Consider the following 18,217-nt stretch of genomic DNA (forward strand, 5'->3'; position numbering starts at 1 on the left):
TCTAGTTTTATTTCTTTCTACGTTCTATTATATACTTATTTGTGCTCTTAGTCTTAGAACGCGTTCTAAAGCCTTTTGCAGGAATACCGTTCCTAGATCTTGGATGACCACCAGAAGCTCTTCCTTCACCACCACCCATTGGGTGATCTACAGGGTTCATTGCAACCGGTCTTGTTCTAGGTCTTCTACCCAACCATCTACTTCTACCAGCTTTACCAGAAACTAATAATTGATGATCTGAATTGGATATCGCACCTATAGTCGCCATACATCCCGAAAGAATTAATCTTGTTTCTCCAGAAGGCATCTTAACCGTCACAAACTTACCGTCCTTTGCCATTAACTGAGCGAAAGTACCCGCACTACGGGCCATAACTGCTCCCTGACCAGGTCGTAACTCTATACACGAAATAATAGTACCTAAGGGTATTTCACTCAAAGGCAATGCGTTTCCAATTTCAGGTGCCGCATTTACACCTGACATTACTTTTTGATCAACTTCAAGACCGTTCTGAGCAATAACATATCGCTTCTCACCATCTGCATAGGTCAACAGCGCTACAAACGCAGTTCTATTAGGATCATATTCAATTGATGAAACGGTCGCTACTACGTCCCGTCTATCTCTCTTAAAATCGATTACACGATATCTTCGTTTATGACCTCCACCTTTTTGGCGTATGGTCATTTTTCCTTGACTGTTTCTACCTCCGGACTTTTTTAACGGAGCGAGCAAACTCTTCTCCGGCTTATCAGTAGTAATGGCGTCAAATCCGTTTACTACTCTAAAACGCTGTCCAGGAGTGACTGGTTTTAATTTTCTAACTGACATTTCTTGTCTTTATAGATTACTGTAAAAATCGATTATATCACCTTCAACTACATCAACAACCGCTTTCTTGATAGCGTTTGTCTTTCCATGCTGTACTCCAGTTTTTGTAAATCTGGACTTTCGTGATGGGCCGTAATTCATTGTACGCACCTTTTTTACCGACACACCATAAGCTGCCTCAACAGCATCCTTTATTTGAATCTTGTTGGCCCTAGGATCTACTATAAACCCATAGCGATTGTTTAGTTCGCTATCCGCTGTCATTTTCTCCGTTATAATGGGCTTGATTAACACGCTCATGGTCTTACTTGTTTAAATTCGATTCTATTCCTTCCAAAGCACCTTCCAACAATACAACACTATTTGCATTTAATATTTTGTAAGTACTTAATTCTGAGCTTGTTATAACCTCTGAATGGGTAAAATTACGAGAAGACAAATATACGCCTTTATTTGAATCGCCCAACACAATCAAAGACTTTTTGTTTTCTAAGCCCAAAGACTTTAAAACCTGTACAAAATCCTTCGTTTTTGGTGTATCAAAATCAAAATCTTCAACGACCAAAATTGACTTCTCCTTCGACTTTAAGGTCAAGGCAGATTTTCTTGCCAAACGCTTCAAATTTTTATTCAATTTTTGAGAATAATCCTTTGGTCTTGGACCAAAAATGCGTCCACCTCCTCTAAAAATTGGAGACTTTATACTTCCTGCTCTCGCCGTACCAGTCCCTTTTTGCTTTTTGATTTTTCTTGTACTACCTGCTATCTCCGCTCTTTCTTTAGCTTTATGAGTACCCTGCCTTTGATGTGCCAAGTACTGCTTTACGTCTAAATAAACCGCATGATTATTAGGCTCTATACCGAACACTTGATCTGAAAGGTCTGCCTTTCTACCCGTGTCTTTTCCTTTAATATCTAAAACTGCTACCTTCATTACTTCTCAATAGTTACATAAGCGTTTTTATGACCAGGAACACAACCTTTAACAACCAAAAGATTTTTTTCCGGAACAACTTTCAATACCCTAAGGTTTTGAACCGTTACCCTATCGGTTCCCATTCTACCTGCCATTTTCATTCCTTTGAAAACTCTTGCTGGATACGATGCGGCACCAATAGAACCTGGAGCTCTAAGCCTGTTATGCTGACCGTGAGTTGCTTGTCCAACACCGGCGAAACCATGGCGCTTTACAACACCCTGGAAACCTTTACCTTTTGACGTACCTACGACATCAACAAATTCTCCTTCTACAAAAACGTCAACACCTACGGTGTCTCCTAATTTGTAATCCCCATCAAAACCTGAAAACTCAACGACTTTTTTCTTAGGAGAAGCACCTGCCTTTTTAAAGTGACCGATTTCGGCCTTATTAGCACGTTTTTCTGCCTTGTCATCGAAACCAAGCTGAAGAGCATTATACCCATCAACTTCCTCGGTTCTGACTTGGGTAACCACACATGGTCCAGCTTGAATAACGGTACATGGAATATTCTTTCCATTCTCGTCAAAAAGACTAGTCATGCCTACTTTTTTTCCTATTAACCCAGACATACTATTTATATTAATTATTACTATTTAAACTCAGTTCAAAAAAATAGGGTCAAAATAATTTAACCCTAAATTATTTTTATCCGTTTTTCCCTAGCACGCAGCTAGAGACATGTACACCCTTCCTACTAAAAAGGTTTGCAAATTTAGACTTTTATCTCAACTTCAACACCACTCGGCAACTCTAATTTCATAAGTGCATCAATAGTTTTTGAAGACGAACTATAAATATCCAACAATCGCTTATAAGAACTCAATTGAAACTGCTCTCTTGACTTCTTATTTACGTGCGGAGACCGCAATACTGTAAATATTTTTTTATGTGTTGGCAAAGGAATTGGACCCGTAACTACAGCACCGGTAGTCTTTACCGTTTTTACGATCTTCTCAGCGGACTTATCTACCAAGTTGTAATCGTAAGATTTTAGTTTTATTCTGATTTTCTGACTCATTGCCTTAATTTATGCTGTTATACCTTTTGCCTTTTTAATAACCTCTTCCGATATATTAGAAGGTGTTTGGGCATAATGTGAAAATTCCATTGTTGAAGTTGCTCTACCAGAAGACAAAGTTCTAAGTGATGTAACATATCCAAACATCTCTGATAATGGAACAGTTCCTTTTACCACTTTAGCACCAGCCCTATCCGTCATATTGGTGATTGTTCCCCTTCTACGGTTTAAATCTCCAACAATATCACCCATGTTTTCTTCCGGTGTAATTACTTCAATCTTCATTATCGGCTCCATGATTACAGCACCGGCCGCTTTACCCGCCGCTTTGTAACCCATTTTTGCAGCCAACTCAAAGGAAAGTGCATCCGAATCCACAGCGTGAAAAGACCCATCCTTTAGCACTACTTTCATAGTATCCATTTCGAATCCTGCTAAAGGTCCGTTTTGCATTGCAGCAGCAAATCCTTTTTCAACAGACGGGATAAACTCCTTTGGAATACGCCCACCTTTGATTTCATCTACAAACTGCAATCCTTCTCCTTCAAAATCTTCGTCCGCAGGACTCATTTCAAAGACGATATCTCCAAACTTACCACGACCACCAGATTGCTTCTTATATGTCTCACGGTGTGCAGCTAACTTCGTTAGTGCCTCTTTATATTCAACTTGCGGCTCACCTTGGTTTACCTCAACCTTAAATTCCCTTCTTAAACGATCTACGATGATATCCAAGTGAAGCTCTCCCATACCAGAAATAATCGTCTGACCGGAAGCCTCATCCGTTTTCACCTGAAAAGTTGGATCCTCTTCGGCTAACTTCGCCAAAGCCATTCCTAATTTATCAACATCAACCTTTGTCTTAGGCTCAACGGCAATACCAATTACCGGATCGGGGAAATCCATACTTTCCAGTATAATAGGATGCTTTTCTGAAGACATAGTATCCCCAGTCTTTATATCCTTAAATCCTACCGCAGCGCCAATATCTCCTGCCTCGATAAAATCGATAGCATTTTGTTTATTGGAATGCATCTGATAAATACGTGAAATACGTTCTTTTTTACCTGAACGGTTATTCAATATATAGGAGCCGGCGTCCAAACGTCCAGAGTAGGCACGGAAAAACGCCAAACGTCCAACAAAAGGATCTGTAGCAATTTTAAATGCTAATGCCGAAAAAGGCTCTTTTACACTGGGCTTACGCAATTCTTCTTTTCCGGTATCAGGATTTACACCAATAATATTATCCCTATCCAAAGGAGAGGGCAAATAACGACATACGGCATCCAATAAAAACTGAACCCCTTTATTTTTAAAAGAAGAACCACATACCATAGGTATAATGGCCATATCCATAACAGCAGCTCTTAAGGCGGCATGTACTTCATCTTCGGTGATAGAGTCTTCGTCTTCCATAAATTTCTCTAGAAGATTCTCATCGTAGCTTGCTACTTCCTCAATCAACATAGCACGGTACTTACGCACCTCTGCCTTCATTTCTTCGGGAATATCGACTACGTCAAATGTAGAGCCATAATTATCTTCATGCCATACAATTGCCCTATTCTTAACCAAATCTACGATACCTTTAAAATCGCCTTCTTCTCCAATATTCAATACGATTGGAACTGCATTTGACTTTAACATATCCTTTACTTGAGCACAAACACCCAAGAAATTAGAACCTTGACGGTCCATCTTATTCACGAAACCAATTCTAGGTACTTTATAATTATCAGCTAGTCTCCAGTTAGTCTCGGACTGTGGCTCAACACCATCAACCGCACTAAACAAAAAGACCAACCCATCAAGAACACGTAACGAACGGTTTACCTCTACGGTAAAATCTACGTGGCCAGGGGTATCAATTATATTGAAATGGTAGTCCTGTGCCTCATCGGTAGGCTCACCATTTTCCTTAGGAAATGTCCAATCACATGTTGTAGCGGCAGAAGTAATTGTAATTCCACGTTCCGCCTCTTGCTCCATCCAATCCATAGTTGAAGCACCATCATGCACCTCCCCTATCTTGTGAGAAACTCCTGTATAAAAGAGGATTCGCTCTGTAGTTGTAGTTTTACCGGCATCAATGTGCGCGGCAATACCTATATTTCTTGTAAGTTTTAAATCTCTTGCCATCTCTGATTAAAATCTAAAGTGAGAAAATGCCTTGTTAGCCTCGGCCATCTTGTGCGTATCAACTCTTTTCTTAACAGCAGCACCCTCCTCTTTCGAGGCAGCCAATATTTCTCCGGCTAACTTTTGGGACATACCTTTCTCATTACGCTTTCTAGAGTAACTAATCAACCATTTCATAGCGGTAGAGATTTTCCTGTCCGGACGAATCTGCATTGGTATTTGAAATGTTGCACCACCTACTCTCCTACTTCTAACTTCAACGTGCGGCATTACATTGCTAAGCGCATCCTTCCAAAGCTCTAAAGCTGTTTTTTCCTCATCTGTTTTCTTAGCATCTACAATGTCAATAGCATCGTAAAATACACTAAACGCCACGGATTTTTTACCATCCCACATCATCATGTTAACGAATCTGGTCACTAACTGATCATTAAATCTTGGATCTGGTAAAAGTGGACGTTTTTTTGCCTGTCTTTTTCTCATTTCTTCTTTTTAAAAAGTGTTATTACTTCTTAGGTCTTTTTGCTCCGTACTTAGATCTACGCTGTGTTCTACCGGCCACACCTGCTGTGTCCAATGCCCCACGAACGATATGATATCTAACTCCTGGCAAATCTTTGACTCTCCCGCCCCTTACTAATACTATCGAGTGCTCTTGCAGATTATGTCCTTCTCCAGGGATGTATGCGTTTACTTCCTTACCGTTAGTCAACCTTACCCTAGCAACTTTACGCATTGCAGAATTTGGTTTTTTGGGCGTAGTCGTGTAAACACGGGTACAAACCCCTCTTCTTTGAGGACACGAATCCAAAGCAGCCGATTTACTCTTCTTAGTAATTGTGGCTCTTCCTGTTCGTACTAATTGTGATATTGTTGGCATACTATATAAATATGTAAAATTACCCCTTCTTTAAGGGTCGGCAAATGTAATAATAATAACTAAAACTTCAAACCCTCATTCATTTATTTTTAAAGTTTTTTTAAAAAGGGTATTTGAAGCGCACCACCATATGTTCTACACTGCCAAACTCAACCTAAAAATAAACAAGAAAATACATGCCACCATCTCCCGAACCAAAGCACAGATGTATTGCACCATATCCAAGGCCTCATCTAACCATAAAACAAGATTTATTTTGTTTCACAGCAATACACCTACAGCTTAAAATCAAAAAAAGCACCAAAGGCCAAACGAGGTAATATTGATGCAGTTCATAAAAATAACCTTGTTATATTATGAATCTTTAAATACAGTCCTTGTTTCATCTATAACTTCACATTACGAAACTTTAACTTAAACTTTTATTAAAATTAGTTTGGTTTATTAACACATTATTATGACTTTTGCGAATAGCTAATTCAAATAACTTTAAAAATGAGAACAAAATTAAATGGATTGTTAACGCTATTTTTGGCGTTAATTGTGCAGATTACCTTTGCACAAGAGAAAACGGTATCCGGGACGGTTACCGACCAAGATGGGCTGCCTTTGCCCGGGGTAAACATTGTTGTTGAAGGAACAACCAATGGTACCCAAACTGATTTTGATGGTAATTACGCCATCACTGCAGCAACAGGGCAAACACTTCTATTTACCTACATTGGCCAAAAAGCTGTAAGACAAACGGTCGGAGCAGGCAACACGGTAAATGTGCAAATGGAAGAGGATGCACAAGCATTGGAAGAGGTGGTTGTCACCGCACAAGGTATCAAGCGAGAGAAAAAAGCGCTTGGATATGCCACCACATCAGTTGGAGCAGATCAACTTGAAGGCAGAACCGAGGGTGATGTCGCAAGGGTTTTATCCGGTAAAGCTGCTGGGGTACAAATTGTTGCCGCTGGTGGATCTTCCGGTTCGGCTACCAATATTACCGTAAGGGGTCTAAGTTCCTTTAGTGGTACAAACCAAGCGTTGTTCATAGTGGATGGTATTCCATTCTCTAACGACACGAACAATCCTGGGGATTTCATTGGTGGTAACCCAAGTTCTTCTAGATTCTTGGATTTAGATCCGAACAACATCGAAAACATTGAAGTATTGAAAGGTCTTGCCGCTGCCACACTTTATGGTAGCCAAGGGCGTAACGGTGTTATTTTGATTACTACCAAAGCCGGGGCAGCAAACACTGGCCCTAAGAAAACAGAGATTACGGTAAGTCAATCGTACAACACCATTGAAATGGCATCGATACCTGACTACCAAGACTCATTTGGTAACGGTTTTGACCAGAACTTTGGATGGTTCTTTAGTAACTGGGGTCCAAGTTTTGACGAAGGTGGTGTAGCCGGTTGGGGCAGACAGCCATTAATCGATGCTAACGGAACATTGGAACATCCTTATTCAACAACGGCAGTAGCTTCAACGAGAAACGCCTTTCCAGAGTTACAGGGAGCACGTTACGATTGGAAGCCTTATAATTCTATGGAAGAGTTGTTTAAGCCAGGTAATGCTCAGAATACCTCTGTAAACATATCTGGAGGTTCCGCAGACGGCAGTACTAGTTTCAACGCCAACTTAGGATATCTGAATGAAGATAACTTTATACCAGGTAACGGATTGAATAGAACAACAGTTTCTGTTGGTGGTGTTTCTAAATTAACCAACAAGTTTACTGTTCGTGGAACCATGAACTTTGCTAGAACGGATTTTACAAGTCCACCGGTAGCGGCAAGTAGAGGTAATGGTACAGATGGTCTTTCTGTATTTGGTAATGTATTCTTTACCCCAAGGAGTGTTGATTTAATGGGCTTGCCTTTCGAGAACCCAATCGATGGTTCCAGTGTATACTACCGTAACGGTAACGACATTATTAACCCACGATGGACTGCGAAAAACGTAACGTACAGACAATTGACCAACAGGTTCAACTGGAATCTTTCTTTGGACTATGCAATAAATGACAACCTTAACGTTACTTGGAGATCAGGTTTGGATTTTTACAATGAACGTAACATTAACGGTTCTAACAAAGGAGGGGTAGAATTCTCGGATGCAATATTTGGTTTCTATGATACCTTTGATAACAACAACACAATCTGGGATCACTTCCTATCCTTGAATGGCAATTACGACCTATCGGAGAAATTGGGAATGACTTTTACAGTAGGTGCAAACTCACGACAGGATAACTTTGACCGTTCTGGTGTAGCCAGTACAGGCCAGCTTGTTTTCGGTGTGAAAAGACACTTCAACTACGAAAACCAATTACCGATCCAATTTTCTAGAAATAGAAACATCGTAGGTCTATTGGGCCAGGCTACTTTGGATTATGACAACATGTTATTCTTAACTGTTTCGGCAAGATCTGACTGGGTTTCCAACTTCGCACGTGCGAACCGGAACCAGACCTATCCTGGGGCTAGTTTATCCTTCTTACCGACAGCTGCGTGGAGCGGTATAAAATCGGAGAACGGTTTGAACTTCCTAAAACTGAGAGCTAGTTACGGTACTTCTGCAAACTTTGATACGCAGTTTTCCTACCCTACCGTAAACGTAGTGGAGCAAAATCCTCAGCGATTCGTGGATCCATTTGATGGTGCTTCGTTAACTACCAATCAGGTAGATAACTTTAGAGCGAATCCAAACCTACGTCCTGAGCTTTTAGAGGAATATGAAATTGGTTTAGAGTCTAAATTCTGGAAAAACAGAGTATCCTTAGATTTAACGTACTATGATCGTAGAACCAACGATCTTATCGTTACGGAGCCGTTATCACCGTCTACAGGTTTTAGCTTTACGCAAAGTAACATTGGAGAAATCAGCAATAAAGGAGTCGAGGCCGTACTAGGCATTGATGTCATTAGAAGCGATAATTTCTCTTGGAACTCAAGTGTTAACTTCTTTGCCAACGACGAAGTTGTTGTTGAACAGGAACAGGATTTTATTGCCTATGCAGGTTCGCTTGCCGTAGGTGGCGGTCTGTTTAGAGGATCTAATGCAGCAATCGAAGGTGAATCCTTACGTACCATCGTAGGTACACAAATTGCAAGGGATGCTGACGGTAACTTCTTGATTAACGATGCTGGTAACTATGTGGTAGCAGAACAAGATCTTAATGGTGATGTTCCTATTATAGGAGATGCTGTTCCAGATTATCAAATGAACTTTATAAACAACATCCGATATAAGAACTGGAACCTTAATTTTCAAGTGAACCACACGAAAGGTGGTGATATACTTTCCAGTACGACAGCTACCTTATTAGGTAGGGGACTTATAACGGAGACAGAGAATAGATTAGACACGTACATCCTACCAGGCGTACGCCAGAGTACAGGACAACCAAATGATCTACAGATCAATAACTCAACGTATTACTTTTCGAACGTATTATTCGGCCCTACTGAAATGCGTATTTATGATGCATCTGTTATTCGTTTACAGGAAGTATCCTTGAGCTACAATTTCCCTGCTAAATACTTGGATAGGACACCTTTTGGAAGTCTTTCTATAACAGCACAGGGTTTCAACCTTTGGTACGATGCCTACAACACTCCTGAAGGAGCTAATTTTGACCCTAACGTAGCAGGTGTTGGTATTGGTAACGGATTCGGGTTTGACTTTATCAACGGACCTTCTGCAAGAAGATACGGTATAACACTTAAAGCAAGTTTCTAATAAAATTGTTAATGAATCATACAATGAAAAAAATAATTAAAAACGTAACGATAGCGCTCCTTGTAGGTGGATTTATTACCTCATGTGAGACGACGGATTTAGATCAGCGCGTAAGTCCAAACGACTTATCTACCGATCAAGCAGATCCAAATTTGCTGCTGAACAGTATACAATTGGCCTTTGCCACAAATCAGCAAACATTTAGCGATAACGCCGCTAACTTAACTAGGATAGATGTTTTTGGAAATCGCGACTATTTCAATGGACTTCCCGGTACCGTTCTTAACGGTAACTGGTCCAGAACGTATAGTTCGGGTGGAAACGGCGTTGGTGATGCTGTTTCTATAGGTATCTTAACCAACTTGCAAGCGCTGGAAGAAATTGATGCCAATACGGATGTAGACTATTCCTTCCATGTAGGTGTTACAAAGACACTCTATGCATATTCCCTATTTCAACTAGTGGATTTTCTTGGTGCCGCCGCTTTTAGCGAAGCAGGCCAACCCTTGGAGTTTCCAGCCCCTAATCTAGATAGTGGTGAAGCTGTATATGCGGCTGCCTTCCAATTATTGGATGAAGCGGAAGCATTGCTTGCGGCTGGTCCTGAATCACAAGGCGCTGTGGATTTATATTACAACGAAGACACCACAAAATGGGTGAAGTTAATTAATTCCATACGCCTGCGTTCCTACAAGAATACGGGCAACGTTTCTGCCTTTAACGCTGTAATAGCGGCAGACAACTACATATCTGACAGTGACGATGATTTTCAACTACAATATGGCACAAGTGAACTGCAGCCAGATTCTAGACATCCGGACTATGCTACAGATTATACGCCTTCTGGAAATAATATTTACCATTCCAACTATTTGATGGAGTTAATGCTGGAGAACAATGATCCAAGGATACGGTATTATTTCTATCGTCAATCCAACGGTACTCCAGGGGCATTGGATGTAAATGGCGTTCCCGTACCACCAAACGAAGAGGATTTGGCTTGTTCTTTGGTAGTTCCGCCACAGCATTATCTTGATGGAGGCTTTACCTACTGTAGTGTAAATAACGGCTACTGGGGTAGATCTCATGGTAATGACGAAGGTGCTCCGCCAGATAACTTCAAGAAAACAGCCGCAGGGGTTTACCCAGCAGGTGGTTTATTTGACAGTAGCGACTTTGATCCTGACAGTGGTCTTACAGATGGTGTAGGTCTTGGAAAAGGTGGTGGAGGTGCCGGTATTGAACCGATACTATTATCTTCGTACGTAGATTTCTGGAGAGGCGAAATGGGTTCCGATGCCGACAAAGCAACATTCCTACGTTCTGGATTGGAAAAATCTATTGCCAAAGTACAGAGTTTTGGTTCCTTGGACGGATCGGCGGATTTATCGCTTGCGCCAACTGACGCAGAGGTTACTGCCTACATCGATGGTATTGTTGCAGAATTTAATGCCGCAACTGGGGATGAGAAGCAAAACGTATTTGCAGAGCAGTACTTCACCACGCTATTTGGTGGTGCAACGGAAGCCTATAACTTCTACAGGAAAACAGGTTACCCAACTACGTTGACTCCAAATTGGGAGCTAAACCCTGGGCCATTCCCTAGAACTTTCTTGCTTCCTCAGAACGAAGTAATTACCAATCCTAATCTAACGCAAAGGACAGATCTGACAACACAGGTATTCTGGGATACCAACCCTGCAGGTCCTGCCTTCCCACCCGCTAACTAATTTAAAACTAAAGAAAAATGAAAAAATCATTATATAATTCTTTTAAAATTGCTTTTGCAACTAGCGCGTTGGTCTTGGCGTCCTGTGCAGAAGCAGACAAACCCATTGATGGCATCTTTACAGGTGTGGAACGTGGTGCAGTTTTACGAACTGTTGACATACTGGAAAGTGAAATTCTGTTCAATGTTGCAACAAGCACATTAGCAGGAGGTAACTTTACGGTTATCCTAGAAGCACAGGATGAAGAGGGCGGTGCCCTGTTATCAGAAGTAGAAGTTTACTTTGGCTTTAGAGATAATACGGATGAAGCCGGAGCGGACAACGACCGTGACGAAGTATTGGTTGAGACTATACCAGCATCCGCATTCGCACCAGGTCCTTTTGACTTACCAAGATATCAATACACTACAAGTGCAGATGCCATTCAGGCGGCATTAAGTCTACCTGGTAGTGAAATCTTTGGTGGAGATCAATTTACCATTCGTTTTGAAATGGTACTTACTGATGGTAGAAGGTATTCCTTTGCCAACAATACAGGTACTCTAACTGGAGCTTTCTTCAATGCTCGTTTTTTGCACACTGCTGATATCGTTTGTGCGCCATCCGTTCCTACGGCTGGTACGTGGACTGTAAACACTACAGATACATTTGGTGATGGCTGGAACGGGGCAAGTTTAGACGTAAGTATAGACGGCGGTCCTGTAAACTCTATCGCTAATGTAGATGATGGAACTAGACCATTTGCATCGAACGACCAAGATTTCACCTTTGAAGTTCCTGCTGGTGCACAAGAAATTTCTATTGTTTTTGTCTCTGGAGACTTCGACGAAGAAATTTTATTCACAATCACTTCAGCTAATGGCAATGTGGTTGCAGAAGGAGATGATCCTAGTGCTGGTCAAACTTTAAATTTCTGTCCTAACAATCTTTAAAGTAAACCCATTTAAATAGTTAATAAAACGGCCCTTATTAAAGGGTCGTTTTTTGTTTTAATAACTTGTTCCTATTTTTGTTTAGTATTATCACTGCATACTTCTTACTTAAAGAAATGAAACCCATGCGATTATCCATTACAATGTTAGGTTTAGCACTATTACTACTAGTAGCCTGTAAAACCGACAACAAGAAAGATAAGTCACAAACATCCACCCCAGACTCAACTGCCTCTCAAAAAACTAGTACTACTATTTTCGAAAAGATCGACCCAAGCTCTAGTGGTGTTACTTTCGCAAATCATATTAAAGAAGATCTAAGCACCTTAAGTAATCTCTTCGACTTTGATTATTTCTATAATGGAGCCGGTGTGGGCCTTGAAGATATAAACAACGATGGTCTACTTGATATCTTTTTTTGCGGCAATCAAGTAGAGAACCGCCTTTACTTAAATAAAGGAAATCTTATTTTTGAAGATATCACTGCTTCATCTGGTATCAATCAAGGAAAAATCTGGTCCAACGGTATTACCTTCGCCGACATTAATAATGACGGTTGGATGGATATGTATATATCGCAAGGTGGGCCCAATACGAGATATTCCAGAAAAAATTTATTATACATCAACCAACAAGACAACACCTTCCTGGAGCAAGCTGAACTATATGGTCTAGACGACATGGGAATAAGTACGCAATCCGTATTTTTTGATTATGATAAAGACGGTGATCTTGACTGCTTGGTGATGAATGAAAATGAATACTATGGTCTAGACCCTGCCAGCTTATCAGCGCTTGTAGCGAAGAATGAAGAGTCAAAATTTTTTAATTCTTCCCACTTATATCAGAACGAGAAGGGCAAATTCAATGATATCACAAAAGAAGCCGGTTTAGAACGCCCTATTTTTGGGTTAGGTATAGCCATTAGCGATATAAACAATGATGACTGGCCAGATATTTACATCGCGAGTGACTATTATATTCCAGACGCCCTATTCATTAATAAGAAAGACGGAACTTTCGAAGATCAGATTAAAGAACGTACCAACCAAGTATCCTTCTATGGAATGGGCATAGACATTGCAGATATGAACAATGACAGTCATGAAGATATTTTTGTTCTCGATATGTCGTCCAATGACCATAAACGATCCAAAACACTTATGGCATCTATGGATACAAAACGGTTTGACTATTTAACCAAGACCCAAGGATATCAACACCAATATATGTACAACAGTTTGCAACTAAATACTGGAGACGGTTATTATAACAATATTGCGCAGCTAACCCATACCGCGAGTACAGATTGGAGCTGGTCCGTTCTTATGTCGGACCTGGATCTGGACACGGACAAAGATATCTACGTAACAAACGGGTATCGTAGATATGCCTTAGACAATGACTCACAAAATAATGTTACTAAAGCTAAACAACAATATGGAAAATCTGTTCCTTTAAAAGTTAAACAAGAACTTTATTACAACCTGCCCACAGAGAAACTTCCTAACTTGTTATTTGAGCAAACAGCAAACTTAACTTTCGAAAGCAATGCTAAAAACTGGGGACTTGCAGACTTTACTTTTAGCAACGGAGCTAGCTTAGGAGATTTGGATAATGACGGAGATTTAGATCTTGTGATTAACAATATGGATGAAACCGCAATGTTGTATAAAAATAGTTCGGTTGAACTCAAAAAAGGGAATTATTTAAAAGTTAAATTACAAGGTATACATTCAGAGCAGACCGCTAAAGTGCAAATAGTCTATAATGATGAAAGCCAATTAATTGTACCAAGGCGCGTGCGGGGTTATCGTTCAGCTCAAGAGAATACAGCTCTTTTTGGTCTTGGAAAACATACTTTTATTGATACACTGCGAGTTACGTGGGATAATGGAACCATAGAAGAACGATATCGTGTTGCAGCGAATAGCACCGAATTATTTGTTGTCTCTGACGCTAAACCTAAATCCAAACAACCAAGCACCTTAACCTATTTTACTCCCACTTCCAACAGGCTAATTGACTATCGGCATGTAGAAAATGACTATGACGACTTTGCAACGGAAATCCTATTACCTTATAAACAATCAACTTTAGGCCCATTTATGAGCACTGGCGATGTGAACAAGGATGGGTTCGACGATTTATTTATAGGAGCAAGTTCTGGCTCTGCCAGTCAACTGTTCCTATCAAACGGTAATCGCTTTATCAAAACAAAGCAACCGGCTTTTGAATTGGACAAAATCCATGAAGATATGGAGTCCGTTTTCTTTGACCTGGATGGTGACAACGATCTGGATTTATATGTTGTAAGCGGAGGGAACGAGTACGAAGAGAACCATCCTTTCTATTTAGATAGGATTTACATTAACGACGGAGCTGGCAATTTCGTCAAAAAAGACATAACAGCCCTACAGCCTTTTCCTAAAAATGGTAAAACGGTCGCTGCAATAGATTTCGATAATGATGGTGACCAAGATTTATTGGTTGGTAATAGAGTGGTACCGAAGAACTACCCAAAACATCATAAATCTAGTCTTTACGAAAACAGAAATGGCGAGTTAATCGATGTTACAGACGAAAAAGCAAAAGAGCTACAATCGTTTGGAATCATCAATGCAATAAAAGTGATTGATTTTGACAATGATGGTTGGGAAGATTTCATTGCCGTAGGAGAATGGACCACCATAGGTATGTTCAAAAATGAGAAAGGGTCGTTTAAAAATGCATCGTCGAGCATGTTCGACTCCAAGGTTTCAAATAAAGGTTGGTGGTATGAGATTGGCGAAACTGATGTAAATAATGATGGCTTGAAGGATTATTTAATAGGTAACGTTGGTCGAAACCTAAAATTCAGTGCAAGCGAGGAAAAACCCTTTAAAATATACGCCAGAGATTTCGATGGTAATGGTAGCAACGATATTGTATTGAGTAAAAAATACGAAGGCGAATATGTTCCAGTCCGTGGAAAAGAGTGCTCATCACAACAAATGCCCTTTATTAATTCTAAATTTGGAACTTATGCAGAATTTGCTAACGCAAGTCTACAGGATATTTATGGGGAAAATCTTAAAGACGCTTATTATCGTGAGGTAACCGAATTTAATTCCATACTGCTATTGAATAAAGGTAACGGAAAATTTGAGCAACACAATTTACCGATTGAAACACAATCAATTCCTAACTTATCCTATTCATTTTTTGATCTTAATCAAGATGGGTTCGAAGATGTTATCGTAGGGGGTAATATATATAACACGGAAGTAGAAACTCCTCGCTTAGATTCATTTTCTGGCATCGTACTGGTATCTAATAAAAAAGATGGATATGATGTTGTTTCTACGACTAAAACCGGTCTTAGAATTAATGGAAACATCAAAGATTTGAAACTCATAAAAAATAAAAATACTAATACGCTATTTGCCACAGAAAACAACGGACTATTACAATCCTTTTATCTGAACAAATGAACATATTAAGACTCAAATTGCGCTACAGTACATAATGTTAAATAATTGTTAATCCGGTATTAAAAGCAAATATTAACAGATAGAATTTCGAATTTCGGGAATTGTAATGTATACTAGTTACTTAACGGTTTAATTTGATAAAATGAAAAGAATTATATTTGGTTTAATAACCCTAGTCCATTTTGGAATGCAGTCCCAATATACGGGACAAGTACTAAGTTCAAGTTCTGCAGGCGGTAACGCTAACAGTCTTGGACAGTTAGAAACACTTATGGGGCCAATTTCAGAAAGATCGTCTCGCGATGGAGACCTTATCCCAAACATGTCGGGTTCACCGTACACGACAAACAAATTCCAACAAGGAAGTGTTTATTACGATAAAGAAAACACCGGAAAAGTATACTACAGATATAATTCTTACAACCAAGAGATAGAAATCAAGCAAAGCAACCTCGAAAACGAACCTATTAGAGGATTAGGTCGGGACAAGAAAATATCCCTGGTTAGTAACGACGGTAAGGTACTACGTTTTAGTACGTTCATTGATAAAAAAGGACTAACTCAAAATGGATATTTAACTCTTTTAGTAGAGGGCGATTATACCCTTTATCTAAGAAACACCGCGAAATTTACAGAAGGACAAAAATCGCCTAATTCATTTGTTAAGGCTACCCCTCCAAAATTCACCCAGTTCTCTGAATATTATTTAGAAGTTAAGGGACGAGACCGGGTAGACGAAGTAGAATTTAAGAACAAAAAGTTCTTAAAACTGTTACCAGATAATGTTCGTGCTAGTACTGAAGCTTATTTAAAGAAAGAAAAAATTAAAATTAAAGAATTAGATGATTTAAAAGAGGTTTTACAACATCTAAATGCTGAATAGTAGTACCTTAAAAATTAAAAATAACCCGCTAGCAGTCCTAGCGGGTTTTTTATTTACTTTTGCGCTATGGAAAAAATTACCCAAATCTATGGTATACGCGCCATTATAGAAGCCGTTCACGCAAACAAGGAAATAGATAAGGTCTTTATACAGAAAGGGCTAAAAGGAGATTTAATAAAGGATTTGGAACGACTATTGCGCCAAAACGATATCACTGCGGCTTATGTACCTATTGAAAAGCTAAACAGACTTACCAAGAATAACCACCAAGGAGCAGTGGCCAATATCTCCCCTATTTCATTTATGTCGTTAGAAGCGTTGGTTGAGAGTACTATCGCCAAAACAACGCCCGCTTTGTTTTTATTGTTGGATCAGCTTTCGGACGTTCGCAACTTTGGCGCGATTATTAGAACAGCAGAATGTACGGGCGTAGATGGCATTATTATTCAAAAAAAAGGAGCTGCTCCCGTAACTGCGGATACAATCAAGACATCGGCCGGTGCAGCATTTAAAGTACCTATTGCCAAAGTGGACCATTTAAAGGATGCCGTTTTTTACCTGCAAGCCTCGGGAATTAAAATTGTATCTGCAACAGAAAAAACGAATCAATCTGTTTATGACATCTCCTTTACCCAACCTATAGCAATCGTCATGGGCTCTGAGGACCGTGGTATTACGCCTTCGATTATTAAAGCTTCCGATTATAGCGCCAAAATACCGTTGCAGGGAGAAATTGCTTCTTTAAATGTTTCGGTTGCATGTGCTGTTTTCCTTTATGAGGCTGTTAGACAACGTTTAGGAAACTAAGAATTGTTACTTCTTATCTTTTTTATACTCGTAATTGACTTGAATAGAATTTACCTCCGTATCTTCTTCCTGTAATTCAATAAAATTACCATCGGCATCAAATTGTCTCAGAAAACTATCTGCTTCTTCATCATAATCCTCCCTTTCCCAATCAAATTTACTTGGTAGTGGAATCTTTGCCCGAACAACGGTAGCTAAGAACAAGCCTGTTACAAAACCGCCCAAATGGCCTTCCCATGAAATCCCATCCTTAACTGGGAAAATATACCATAACAAGCTTCCATAAATAAAAACAACTACTAAGGACAGAGCAATTAATCGATAATGTTTTACGAAGACCCCCTTAAAGAAAGTGAAACTAACCAATACATAAATTAAGCCACTTGCTCCAATATGGTAGGATGGCCTACCGATACACCAAGTCAAAAAACCAGATATTAAAATACCCCAAAAGACAATCTTCCAAGCAATTTTATAATAGAAATAGAAAAGCGCCGCCAAAAGCACCGCCAAGGGTATCGTGTTATTATATAGATGTTCTAAAGACCCATGAATAAATGGACTGAAAACAACCCCCTTTAATCCAGTTAGCGTTTGCGGGTAAATCCCATAACTATTAAAGTTTAGTCCTTGCGTCAATTCCACCCAATATACACTCCAAATAGCAATAACCGCCAGAAGGGGAACTACTAAGACGGAATTAGAAAATTTAAAATAGGTAGGATTAGACATTTAATAAAACTTTACTGCTATATGGCAAATTTTTGGCCAAAGTGAAAAACCAGAACTTTTGTCATCTC

At 39.7% G+C, this 18,217-nt stretch carries 15 protein-coding genes; 6 read left to right on the forward strand and 9 right to left on the reverse strand.

The window, feature by feature from the left end; translation table 11 throughout:
• Nucleotides 1-7: 7 nt before the first annotated feature.
• The 8 genes from rplB to rpsL form a co-directional block, all read right to left on the reverse strand.
• Entirely contained in the window at nucleotides 8-832 is an 825-nt protein-coding gene (gene rplB / locus MS6x_RS05495; RefSeq protein ID WP_482605912.1) for a 50S ribosomal protein L2, read from the reverse strand.
• A 9-nt stretch (nucleotides 833-841) separates the two neighbouring features.
• Entirely contained in the window at nucleotides 842-1,132 is a 291-nt protein-coding gene (gene rplW / locus MS6x_RS05500) for a 50S ribosomal protein L23 (protein WP_482605913.1), read from the reverse strand.
• A gap of 4 nt (nucleotides 1,133-1,136) precedes the next feature.
• Nucleotides 1,137-1,766 (reverse strand): 50S ribosomal protein L4, encoded by a 630-nt coding sequence (rplD, locus tag MS6x_RS05505; RefSeq protein WP_482605915.1) that lies wholly within the window; start codon nucleotides 1,764-1,766, stop codon nucleotides 1,137-1,139.
• Nucleotides 1,766-2,383, reverse strand: coding sequence for a 50S ribosomal protein L3 (rplC, locus tag MS6x_RS05510; protein WP_379932576.1), 618 nt, complete (start codon nucleotides 2,381-2,383; stop codon nucleotides 1,766-1,768). The genes rplD and rplC overlap by 1 nt, the downstream gene beginning before the upstream one ends.
• Before the next feature lie 143 nt (nucleotides 2,384-2,526).
• Nucleotides 2,527-2,832: a 30S ribosomal protein S10 gene (rpsJ, locus tag MS6x_RS05515; RefSeq protein WP_008613600.1), complete on the reverse strand. Its 306-nt coding sequence runs from the start codon at nucleotides 2,830-2,832 to the stop codon at nucleotides 2,527-2,529.
• 9 nt (nucleotides 2,833-2,841) lie between these two features.
• The gene (gene fusA / locus MS6x_RS05520; protein ID WP_482605916.1) at nucleotides 2,842-4,974 is read right to left on the reverse strand and encodes an elongation factor G; all 2,133 of its coding nucleotides are present in this window, start codon (nucleotides 4,972-4,974) and stop codon (nucleotides 2,842-2,844) included.
• Nucleotides 4,975-4,980: 6 nt separating this feature from the next.
• Nucleotides 4,981-5,457: a 30S ribosomal protein S7 gene (gene rpsG / locus MS6x_RS05525; RefSeq protein WP_379932574.1), complete on the reverse strand. Its 477-nt coding sequence runs from the start codon at nucleotides 5,455-5,457 to the stop codon at nucleotides 4,981-4,983.
• Between the two features lie 22 nt (nucleotides 5,458-5,479).
• On the reverse strand, nucleotides 5,480-5,854 hold the full coding sequence (gene rpsL / locus MS6x_RS05530; protein ID WP_027078345.1) for a 30S ribosomal protein S12: 375 nt from the start codon (nucleotides 5,852-5,854) through the stop codon (nucleotides 5,480-5,482).
• Between the two features lie 495 nt (nucleotides 5,855-6,349).
• Between rpsL and MS6x_RS05535 the strand changes: the two genes are divergently transcribed.
• From MS6x_RS05535 to rlmB, 6 genes are all read left to right on the forward strand, one after another.
• A complete protein-coding gene (locus MS6x_RS05535; RefSeq protein ID WP_482605917.1) occupies nucleotides 6,350-9,592 on the forward strand; it encodes a SusC/RagA family TonB-linked outer membrane protein in 3,243 nt (1,080 codons plus the stop codon).
• Nucleotides 9,593-9,615: 23 nt separating this feature from the next.
• A complete protein-coding gene (locus MS6x_RS05540) occupies nucleotides 9,616-11,322 on the forward strand; it encodes a SusD/RagB family nutrient-binding outer membrane lipoprotein (RefSeq protein WP_482605919.1) in 1,707 nt (568 codons plus the stop codon).
• 17 nt (nucleotides 11,323-11,339) lie between these two features.
• Nucleotides 11,340-12,254 carry a hypothetical protein gene (locus MS6x_RS05545; RefSeq protein ID WP_482605921.1) on the forward strand — a complete coding sequence of 305 codons (915 nt, stop codon included), beginning with the start codon at nucleotides 11,340-11,342 and terminating at the stop codon, nucleotides 12,252-12,254.
• A gap of 116 nt (nucleotides 12,255-12,370) precedes the next feature.
• A complete protein-coding gene (locus MS6x_RS05550; RefSeq protein ID WP_482605923.1) occupies nucleotides 12,371-15,727 on the forward strand; it encodes a VCBS repeat-containing protein in 3,357 nt (1,118 codons plus the stop codon).
• A gap of 142 nt (nucleotides 15,728-15,869) precedes the next feature.
• Nucleotides 15,870-16,610, forward strand: coding sequence for a hypothetical protein (locus tag MS6x_RS05555; protein ID WP_482605924.1), 741 nt, complete (start codon nucleotides 15,870-15,872; stop codon nucleotides 16,608-16,610).
• A 66-nt stretch (nucleotides 16,611-16,676) separates the two neighbouring features.
• Complete coding sequence (gene rlmB / locus MS6x_RS05560; protein ID WP_482605925.1) at nucleotides 16,677-17,417, forward strand: 23S rRNA (guanosine(2251)-2'-O)-methyltransferase RlmB; 741 nt, start codon at nucleotides 16,677-16,679, stop codon at nucleotides 17,415-17,417.
• 6 nt (nucleotides 17,418-17,423) lie between these two features.
• On the opposite strand, the gene MS6x_RS05565 is transcribed toward rlmB, so the two are convergent.
• The gene (locus MS6x_RS05565; RefSeq protein WP_482605926.1) at nucleotides 17,424-18,149 is read right to left on the reverse strand and encodes a rhomboid family intramembrane serine protease; all 726 of its coding nucleotides are present in this window, start codon (nucleotides 18,147-18,149) and stop codon (nucleotides 17,424-17,426) included.
• Between the last annotated feature and the right edge of the window lie 68 nt (nucleotides 18,150-18,217).

The organism is Maribacter sp. MS6 (assembly GCF_056839185.1).